The 9,350-nt window shown below is 44.5% G+C and carries 6 protein-coding genes; 3 read left to right on the top strand and 3 right to left on the bottom strand.

The window, feature by feature from the left end:
• Positions 1-17 precede the first annotated feature (17 nt).
• Complete coding sequence (locus JWH17_RS18610) at positions 18-386, bottom strand: response regulator transcription factor (RefSeq protein WP_205224168.1); 369 nt, start codon at positions 384-386, stop codon at positions 18-20.
• Positions 387-1,743: 1,357 nt separating this feature from the next.
• On the opposite strand from JWH17_RS18610, the gene JWH17_RS18615 reads away from it, so the two are divergent.
• On the top strand, positions 1,744-3,399 hold the full coding sequence (locus JWH17_RS18615; protein WP_205224169.1) for an ABC transporter substrate-binding protein: 1,656 nt from the start codon (positions 1,744-1,746) through the stop codon (positions 3,397-3,399).
• Positions 3,400-3,425: 26 nt separating this feature from the next.
• Complete coding sequence (locus JWH17_RS18620; protein WP_232371184.1) at positions 3,426-5,351, top strand: ATP-binding protein; 1,926 nt, start codon at positions 3,426-3,428, stop codon at positions 5,349-5,351.
• Positions 5,352-5,383: 32 nt separating this feature from the next.
• Here the strand turns inward: JWH17_RS18620 and JWH17_RS18625 are convergent, their stop codons facing one another.
• The gene (locus JWH17_RS18625) at positions 5,384-6,781 is read right to left on the bottom strand and encodes a sigma-54-dependent transcriptional regulator (RefSeq protein ID WP_205224170.1); all 1,398 of its coding nucleotides are present in this window, start codon (positions 6,779-6,781) and stop codon (positions 5,384-5,386) included.
• A 390-nt stretch (positions 6,782-7,171) separates the two neighbouring features.
• On the opposite strand from JWH17_RS18625, the gene JWH17_RS18630 reads away from it, so the two are divergent.
• Complete coding sequence (locus JWH17_RS18630; protein WP_205224171.1) at positions 7,172-7,894, top strand: DUF6946 family protein; 723 nt, start codon at positions 7,172-7,174, stop codon at positions 7,892-7,894.
• Positions 7,895-8,833: 939 nt separating this feature from the next.
• Here JWH17_RS18630 and JWH17_RS18635 read toward each other — a convergent pair.
• Complete coding sequence (locus tag JWH17_RS18635; RefSeq protein ID WP_205224172.1) at positions 8,834-9,079, bottom strand: hypothetical protein; 246 nt, start codon at positions 9,077-9,079, stop codon at positions 8,834-8,836.
• Between the last annotated feature and the right edge of the window lie 271 nt (positions 9,080-9,350).

A 9,350-nucleotide genomic window follows, 5' to 3' on the forward strand; every position in this document is an offset into this window, starting at 1 on the left:
GATTCTCTTACCTGGACTTAGTGCAGCACAACAGCCGCGATATCTTCAACTTCGTTTACATCAAGAGGCTTTTGTAAGTATTTGTAAACACCGTACTGGTGAGCCAGTTCTTTGTATTCTTCTTGTGGTAATGCCGTTACGACTACGATGATGGTGGATAAATTCCTCTCAGCTATATTTTTTAATAGTTCCAATCCGTTCATTCGAGGCATTTTTAAATCCAGGAACATGAGGTAAGGCTGATACCGATCCAGATACTGTAATGCATCAACTCCGTTGTTCACCATATACAGAGGATAGTTATCGCCCAGCATGGCATCAAACGAATCCAAAATCCCCTGGTCATCGTCTACGATGAAAATCGAATCTTTTTTTATTGCTTCCATTTCGTACTCCATCTCATAGCTGTGATTGCTTTGAGGGGCAAAGGTATCACTCTGTCCTTCATCAGCATAGATAGTGTTTTGCGCTATATTGAGACTAGCAATTCTTATGCCAGCGAAGTCGTCAGCATGGCAAGCAAATAGGTCGGATTTTTTAACTGAATAGACTTAGGGCCTTATTCTATTTTTCGAACACCTTTTTTGCTGTTCATTGCACTCACACATTCCCTTAAATTCAGCTTTACCCCCGCAAGCGCCTGATAAATCAGTGTTCACTCGCTGCACATAATAATGTGCATAGAACATTATCATGTGCAGTGGGTGTTTTGTCTTTATTTCAATGTGTTATGCAAATGGCTATGCCTTGCCTCACACTACTATGTGCTATTAGCCCAAATTTTTGAAATTTTTCTCCATGCTGATTAATCACCTTTTTTCAGCATGTTAACCTATTCGAGAAGGGCAGCCTCAATTGGCACAGGCCTTGCTAAATTTAAATGCAAACGCGTTAGATCCCAATTGTCAGTTCCAATAGGAACACCTGATTACATGAGCAAAATAGAGCAAAAAAACTACAGGAGAAATTGAAAATGAAAAAGGTTATGATCCAGCTTTTTATCGTCAGCGTTGTGGTTACCAGTTATGCTTTACCCGTTTTAGCACGAGGTGGAGCTGGATTCTAATTGGAGATAGAAGTTTCTCTTGTAACTGTTCAGCAGTACCCCAACCCTTCACGATTTGCCTACCCGCGTATCGATGTATCGAAGTTGGGGCTTATCTGCTAAATCATTTAGTTTGTGAACCTTTGGAGCACTGCTGAACAGTTACTTTCTCTTTATAATTATTGCATCATCGTGATTCCTGCTTGGGGCAACCGGCAACCATAGAATAAGGATTGCCTTCGACACATAGTCGCTTTGCTGCAAACTGCCAGGCAAACCTCGCACTTTCAAGAATGCCAAGAAAAAACTTTCAGACGTCTTTTTCAGGCTACTTTCGCATGAGGGGCTCTTCACAACATTGCTGCTCTATCCTGTAGAGTTGCTGGAAACGCAGTAAATCCAATCCCCTCTGGAAATTGTATTCCATTTTTTGTGTCCGTACATCACCCCACATCTGCGCCGGCAAAGCATGCCGGACAGGGGAGTGCCTCCTGGTAGCTTTTTTTAAGGCTAGACCACTGTAGTTATCAAAATATAATATGCCTGGTGGATAAAAAACACGAATCCTATGATGTATGTATTTTTGTGTAGCTTGAATCCTGAAGACTGCTTTTTACCATCAATCACATAAAGCTGTTACAATAGCATTTCTTATGTGATACTCTAGGTCATTATTTATGATAAAGGGAGGAGTTTGAATGGGTTCGTACCGATTACTTAGGCTGATGTTCATCTGCGTCGGACTCTCAGTAATTTTCCTTACCAGTTCATGTGAGCAGTCGCCTGAAAAGGCCGAAACGATCAATAAGACCAGTCAAATAAAGCAGGCAGCAAAGGGGGGCTTCTACCATGCTCCTTTGTTAAATAATCCTGCCACGCTTGACCCCGCTTATGTACAGGATCAATATGGCACAGCGGTTGTTCAGCAACTTTTTGACGGTCTGGTTCGTTTCGATCCCTATCTTCTTGTCCTTCCAGCCCTTGCTGAAACCTGGCAGGTTCAAGAAAACGGCAAGAACTACAGATTTACTCTTCAGAAAAATGCCCGTTTTCATAATGGTACCATGGTTACAGCCAAGGATGTGGTCTTTTCCCTCAGCCGTCTCTTGCGGGTTTCCCCGACCCCTGCGATCATGCCCCAGCTGCTCAAAATAGACGGGGCGCAAGCATATCGCGACCACCATACTGATGTGGTAGCAGGATTACAGGCAATCGATGAGCACGTCGTGTTAATACGATTGGAAGAACCTCATGCGCCATTTCTTACCGCATTAGGGATGTACCAGGCCAAGATCGTACCCAAAGCAGAGGTGCTCCGATTAGGAGAGACGTTCGGTCGAAAGCCGGTGGGTAGCGGCCCCTTTCGATTTGTCTCATGGGAGCAGAATAAGCGTATTCAGTTAGAGCGTTTTTCAGACTATTTTGCGGGGGAAGCGTTGCTGGATAAGGTGGAATACCGGATTTACCCAGGGGGGGAGATTAATCAGATATTAACTGATTTTCGAAATGGAGAACTCGAAGAGATGCTTGTTTTAGGCAATATCCGAGAGGCGTTGTCTTCGCAAAAAGGTCTTCAGTGGTTCCACCGGCCGGCACTGAGTCTGCTGTTTTACGGTTTGAAGGTAGATCATCCCAATTTGAACAATCCCGAATTTCGTGGGAAACTTTCCGCAGCCATTGATCGAGAAAAATTACTGAGTGAGGTTTACAATGGCCAGTTTGAATCGGCAGAAAGAATTCTGCCACCCGGCATGCCAGGTGTGAGCCAGGAGGAAAAACCGCAACCGCCAGCAGCTAATGTAACAGGGCCCAAGGAGAGTAACAGCTTGTCAGCAGCGGGAAAAGGTGGTGTTCTTTCCCTTGAGATTGTTTCCGGTTCGAAATCTGCCTTTGCACAGGCTGAATTGAGTTTTGTTCGTCAAGCGTGGGCTGAGTTGGGGGTCGATTTAACAATACAATACATTACCGACTGGTCAGAGTTTGAGGCGTATATCAATTCAGATCAGGTACAGATTTATCGCTATGCATGGTTTGCAGATATGCCGGATCCGGACAGTTTTTTTTATCCGCTGTTCGCATCCAGCTCCCCTGCCAATTTTATGGGATACCAGGATGAAAAGGTGAATAGCTTGATTTTATCTGCCCGGGGAGAAAGCGATCCTGCTCAGCGAGCAGAAATGTACCGGGAAATCGAAGCGCTGATAATGGAATCTATGCCTGTTATCCCTTTAATTTATCCAAGCGTTGATCGGGTCTATCAATCTTATGTTCAAGGTGCCCAACCGAGTGCATTAGGAGCTGATTACATGCCTCTGCATCGTGTCTGGATCCAGAACGGTTTGCAATCGCAGTAGATTTGAGTCTGAGTAGTTTTATTCTCATGCAAAATTGGCCACTTCAGCTTCGACTGTTCAAAAAACCCCGCTTCATTCCTCTCAGGTATCGAGTTGTCTTGGCTAATGCCTGCATGCTGATCCTCCTGCTTGGCGTTCTCATTATCACGCTGGTTTGGTTCCAGAATCACAGCATTCGACAACAGCTTGAGCAGCGAGGAAAAGCTATTGCACAAAGTCTTGTCGCCACTTCAACCAAGGCACTGCTCACCTACGATTATATAACTCTTGAACAGTTCGCCAACCAGGCAGCTCAAGACCCTAACATTCTCTATGTTGTTGTGCATGACAAAGAGAACCGGGTAGCTGGTTTTAGTAACCGGCCGGATCTTCAGGGGAAAAAATTAACCGATAAAATCAGTCATGGCGCAGTCTCAGCCACCTCTCCACTGGTGCAAAGGTTTGATACGGAATCCGGTTCACAGCCAGGGCTGGATGTGGCCCTACCGGTTTTTTTGCCGGATTCGATGAGCCGTTGGGGAACGATTCGGGTCGGGTTGTCCCTGACGTCTATGTATCGGCAAATACAGCAGACGATCTGGATCATTTTAGGAATAGGCATCGTCGCATTAATCACCGGAACCGTAATTTCTTTTTTGGGGGCCCAGCGAGTCACCCGGTCTCTGGGAGAACTGGTGTGGGCTACTATGGATATGGCGAAGGGAAACTTCACCCATACGATAGGAATAAAAACCGGTGATGAAGTTGAAGTGTTGGCAGCTAATTTTGCCGTAATGACCAAAGAAATTGTGGCCCATCAGGAAAGACAGGAGGAACAGCTTAAAGAGATCCAACGACTACAGGACTACACCGAAAAACTGATGATCACCATGGCCGATGGGCTCATGTCTGTGGATATGAAGGGGACCGTTGTAACCATTAATCCTGCGGCAAGAACTCTCTTGGGGCTTTCTCCCATTAATGGAATAGAGGGAAAAAATATTGCCGCCATCCTTGGCGAGTCCTCCCAGCTGGTTTTGCTGGTGCAGGAAATCATTCATCAGCCGGCCCCGGTTTCTCACCGAGAGATTGAAATCAGAAAGGACGCAGAAGTCCAGACAATCCTCCTCGGTTCCAGCATACTCCATGGTGCCAAAGGAAACCGTCTCGAGATCATACTGAATCTTCATGACATCACCGAGCTTAAGAAATTGGAAGCGCGTATTCGTCAGTCAGAGCGATTGGCCGGTTTGGGTACATTAGCTGCCGGTATGGCCCATGAAATCAGAAATCCACTCTCGGCCATCAAGACATTTGTCCAATTGCTTCCCCGCAAGATTGATAAGCCCGGCTTTCTTGAAAAATTCAACCGTACGGTCCCCAGGGAAACAGAGCGAATTAATGTACTGGTAGAGGAGCTTCTGGAATTATCCCGAATTCCCAGGTATGAATACGCCACAACCGATATCAATGAGTTGTTGAGACAATCTGTTGATGCAGTAGAAGAAGATTTACAACGAACCAATGTTGAATACCATCAGGATCTACAAGATAACCTGCCGCTGATACAGGCCGATTCCAATCAACTGATTAAAGCATTTAACAATTTGATTCGGAATGCCATCCAGGCCATGCCCGACGGTGGTCGATTGACAACCAGAATCTTTTACGAAGAATTTGCTGATGATGGAAAACAGCCGATTACACAAACAAACGGCAGGATCATTATCATTTTCCAGGATACCGGCCAAGGCATATCCCCGAAGGAACTGCAGCAGATTTTCAATCCATTTTTCACCACCAAAGACAGCGGTACCGGCTTGGGACTGCCAATAACACATAAAGTGATTACCGAACATGGGGGCCGGATTGATGTGGAAAGCAAAAAGGGGCAAGGCACCAAATTCACCATCCAGTTGCCTATAGATGAAAAAATTTCTGTCCTGACACCATCCAGTCCAGGACTGTTGTAAATATTGTCAGGCTGCATAAAAGCCCCCTTTCTTCAGTCGCGGTTACGGATATTTAAGGACTTCATTTTCTGAATAAGGGTATTTCTATGTATTTTCAGCAACCGCGCAGCTTCGGTTTGGTTCCAGTTACATTTTCGAAGAGCCTGCATTATATAGCTGAACTCAAAAGAGTTGCGGGCTTGAAGTAGTCCGATATTGCTGCCTTCAGGCCCTGGCAAATTTTGAACGGTCTTTTCGTGAAAAAGGACGTCAGAGGGAAGATCTCCTTGATCTATCTTTGTATTGTTGGTTCCCAGCACCACCATGCGCTCAATCAGATTTTCCAGCTCGCGTATATTTCCCGGCCAGGGATACGTTTCCAAAACCGCCATCGCCTCAGGTGTTATCGCTTTGATATTTTTATTCAATTTCCGGTTAAATTTTCCCAGAAAGTAATGTGCCAAAAGAGGGACATCTCCCTCGCGATGCCGTAATGGAGGTACATTAATCGGAATCACATTCAACCGGAAAAAAAGATCTTCGCGAAATTTTCCTTCACGGACCATGTCTTCCAGCCTGGTATTGGTGGCCGCAATGATGCGCACATCCACTTTTATTACTTTGTGTCCACCAACACGCGTAAATTCCCGCTCCTGCAACACTCGCAACAGCTGGGCCTGAAATTCACTTTTCAGCGAAGAAATTTCATCCAGCAACAAGGTGCCGCCATTGGCAAATTCAAACTTGCCCGGGGTACGGTGGTGAGCACCGGTAAATGCGCCTTTTTCATGACCGAACAATTCACTCTCAATCAACTCTGAGGGGATAGAGGCACAGTTCAAGGCCACAAAGGATTTTTGAGCGCGCTCGCTGGCACTATGGATTGCCCTGGCAATCAATTCTTTACCTGTTCCGCTTTCACCGGTAACCAGCACGCTGCTGGAAGTGCTTGCCACCTTATTAATGGTGAAGAAAATATCCTCCATCTGCCTGGATTGACTTATTATTTGTGCATGTTTAGAGTGCTGCGCCATTTCGGAGCGGAGAAAGGAAACCTCTTGCTCGAGATATCGTTTCTGGAGGGCTCGGTCAACTCTGGTCAGGATGGTTTCCGGGTCAAAAGGTTTGGTAATATAATCGTAAGCACCTTTTTGAATGGCTGCCGTCGCTTCCAAGGCCCGATCGATGGCCGATACAATGATCACATCAATGGACTTGTCGTAGATTTTAATCTGCTCAAGGGTTTCAATTCCGCCCATTTTGGGCATCGACATGTCGAGCAGCACAAGATCGAATTCCTCTTTTTGTATGGTATTTAAGGCCTCGTGCCCGTTTTCGACACAGACCACCAGAAAATCATCTTCAAGAATAGCTTCAAGGGATTCCCGTGCACCTGCCTCATCATCGACAACAAGCAGCCTCGCTTTTTTGGGTAAATCTATCACTGTCATGAAAGTATCACGCAAGATGTCAGGTAAAGTATACAGTTGAGATCAACTGACCAGAGACCATGCCAATATATACAGGCATACGTATCATGAGTATACCTGCTGGGCATTGGATATACTAGCCATTTACTGTCGGCTATGCCAAAACAGCAGAGCAAACAAAATCTTTTTGTCCATTCTTTTGGGGACGGCTTGTAGTACCATTTCAAGGACCTGGTCGCTCTAGTGATGCGTTAGCTACTAATCTGTAGCTTCTATGAGGTAAGGTTAAGTGGTAGTAGGCACACGATATGGGAAAATATCGTTGCCAACGAAGGCAAAATTTCAAAGGCCTAATAGGCAACATTTCTCCTATGAACCAACACTTCACAAATAATAGTGAAATATGAAAAGATGCGAATAGAAGATTCACGTGGTATCGAAATTACCAATTTTGCAGACTGGGCAAAAATCTATGCTACTCCGCAAGCTTCACGGCAATGGAAGAAAGGTAGAAGTGCATACTCTGCAGCTGAATTTATCATACACCAAGATGGTGCTAGAACCATACGGAACCGTGTTGCAGAAGCATTATGCCACAATCTAAAGATTGAACTTGTGGTTCCTGAATATGAAGTCCGTTTTGATGAGCTTGGTCGTGGACGGGTACACGACATAGCTCTTTTTGGCACTGCCGACAATGGCAAAACGGTATTTATTGGCGTTGAAGCAAAGGTTGATGAACCTTTTGGTGCTTTAGTAAAAGATAGTTACCTAAATTCTAAAGCAAAACAGATAATTGGCACATCAACAAACGCACCAGAGCGAATAGAAAAGTTGTTAGCAATGCACTTTCATAAGCCAGATTCATCTATGTTCGACATACGCTATCAGCTTCTTTATGCTACTGCCGGAACCATAGCAGAAGGTGCTGATATATCAGTGCTATTTGTAATCGTGTTTAAAACAGCTCTTTACAACGAAAGGATAGCAGCCGAAAATTATCAGGACTACATAAATTTCATGCAAAAAGTTGGTGCTTCTTCGATAAAGATCCCAAGTGCAGAATTGCAGGGTCATGAGATATTCTTGCAAGACAAGCGACTCGTCTGTCTGCACGAATATATCGAACTCTGAAAGTCCATATATCTATAAATTGTACCTGCCTATTTGTGCTATTTTGCCTTAATTCTGCGTGAATTATAGAGCTATTTTGAGTGGAATAAACTCCAGAACAGGCATGCGCAAAATATATTCATGAACAAAATAACACGACTGTGATTACAGAGAGTATCTCTTCAAGGTTCCGCCTTTCTGTAGTCAGAACGTTCAGTGGTGACAAAATGGTGTAAAAAAGTTGTCAGTTCGTCACTCATAACGTCGGGAGCCCGTAACACCCGCTGTCTTTCGTTACACACTTGGTGTGAGAAAAGTGTGAGACTTTTTCTCCAAAATGAACAAAATGATAGAAAATCGGGTAAAATCAGCTAAACGGTTTTTGCTGTTATTTCAATGAACTACCAAAAACGATGAGGTCGTGAAGTTCAGAGGATTATGACTACGAATCCGTAGGTCGGGAGTTCGAATCTTCCCTGGCGCGCCAGTAATCCCAAGGGGTTAAGTCATTTTGGCTTAACCCCTTTTTTTGTTACAGGCAATCTGTTGTATTCTTGTCCAGCCTTTGCATCCAAAAAAGAATGTTTCCACTCTAGTTTCATTCCACTCCCCTAAAAGCCAAGCTTAGTTAGAACACCTTTTCGAGAAAATTTGTGAAGGTACTGGTCTAACAAAAAAGGGAGATTGTCTGCATAAGTCCAACCCATGCGATCTGACTTCACATATCGTATGGTTAATTAAGTCTGAGATTTTCCCCGAGAGCCGCCGAGTCTAGTTTGCAGGACAAAAGCTCACCCCAGCCTCTGCATACCAGCAGTTAACCTTACCTCATAACACCTCTACTTTCAGTGTCAGTGGATCTCTTGAACGACAATCCTATCTCACAGCAGAAAAAGAAAATTCTGGCAATCTGTTAGAAGGTGAATGTTAATACCTGAAATATATTTAGGCCCAATCTCCTCAGCTTCTTTTTTTAAATTTACTTAATTCTGGGTATAATTTATTTGCACATTCAGGACATATACCATGGCTGAATTCAGCCTCAGAGTGATCCCTTATATAAGACTCAATTTGGTTCCAATAACCTTTGTCATCGCGAATCTTTTTGCAAGAAGCACAAATAGGTAAAAATCCGGTCAACAACTTAACCTTTGATAATGTTTTTTCTAGCTCAGCAACAAGATTTTCTCGTTCTTGTGCCGCCATTTTTTCCTGTGAGATGTCCCTGGCAACATGTACTGACCCCATCAGACTGCCATCATCGTGTAAAAAAGGGGCGCAAGTAACCAGCAGCGGCACGCCAATTTTGGGGTCATTAATTTCAACTGTAACGGTTTTACGGGTCTTAACTGAGTATTCCAGAGCAATCCGGCCACTGATTCCAGGGGATTCCGGCCGGTGATTCCATTTCATTCCGGCCACCCATTCCAATTGATTCCGGCCAGGGATTCCATTCGATTCCGGCCATCGTTTTCGG

It is taken from the genome of Desulfogranum marinum, from assembly GCF_016918565.1.
In the GTDB taxonomy this organism is placed as follows: domain Bacteria; phylum Desulfobacterota; class Desulfobulbia; order Desulfobulbales; family Desulfobulbaceae; genus Desulfogranum; species Desulfogranum marinum.

Excerpts from the sequence above, each read along its gene's own strand:
- JWH17_RS18610 (WP_205224168.1), bottom strand. The coding sequence starts at position 386 with ATGGAAGCAATAAAAAAAGATTCGATTTTCATCGTAGACGATGACCAG.
- JWH17_RS18615 (WP_205224169.1), top strand. The coding sequence starts at position 1,744 with ATGGGTTCGTACCGATTACTTAGGCTGATGTTCATCTGCGTCGGACTC.
- JWH17_RS18620 (WP_232371184.1), top strand. The coding sequence starts at position 3,426 with ATGCAAAATTGGCCACTTCAGCTTCGACTGTTCAAAAAACCCCGCTTC.
- JWH17_RS18625 (WP_205224170.1), bottom strand. The coding sequence starts at position 6,781 with ATGACAGTGATAGATTTACCCAAAAAAGCGAGGCTGCTTGTTGTCGAT.
- JWH17_RS18630 (WP_205224171.1), top strand. The coding sequence starts at position 7,172 with ATGCGAATAGAAGATTCACGTGGTATCGAAATTACCAATTTTGCAGAC.
- JWH17_RS18635 (WP_205224172.1), bottom strand. The coding sequence starts at position 9,079 with ATGGCGGCACAAGAACGAGAAAATCTTGTTGCTGAGCTAGAAAAAACA.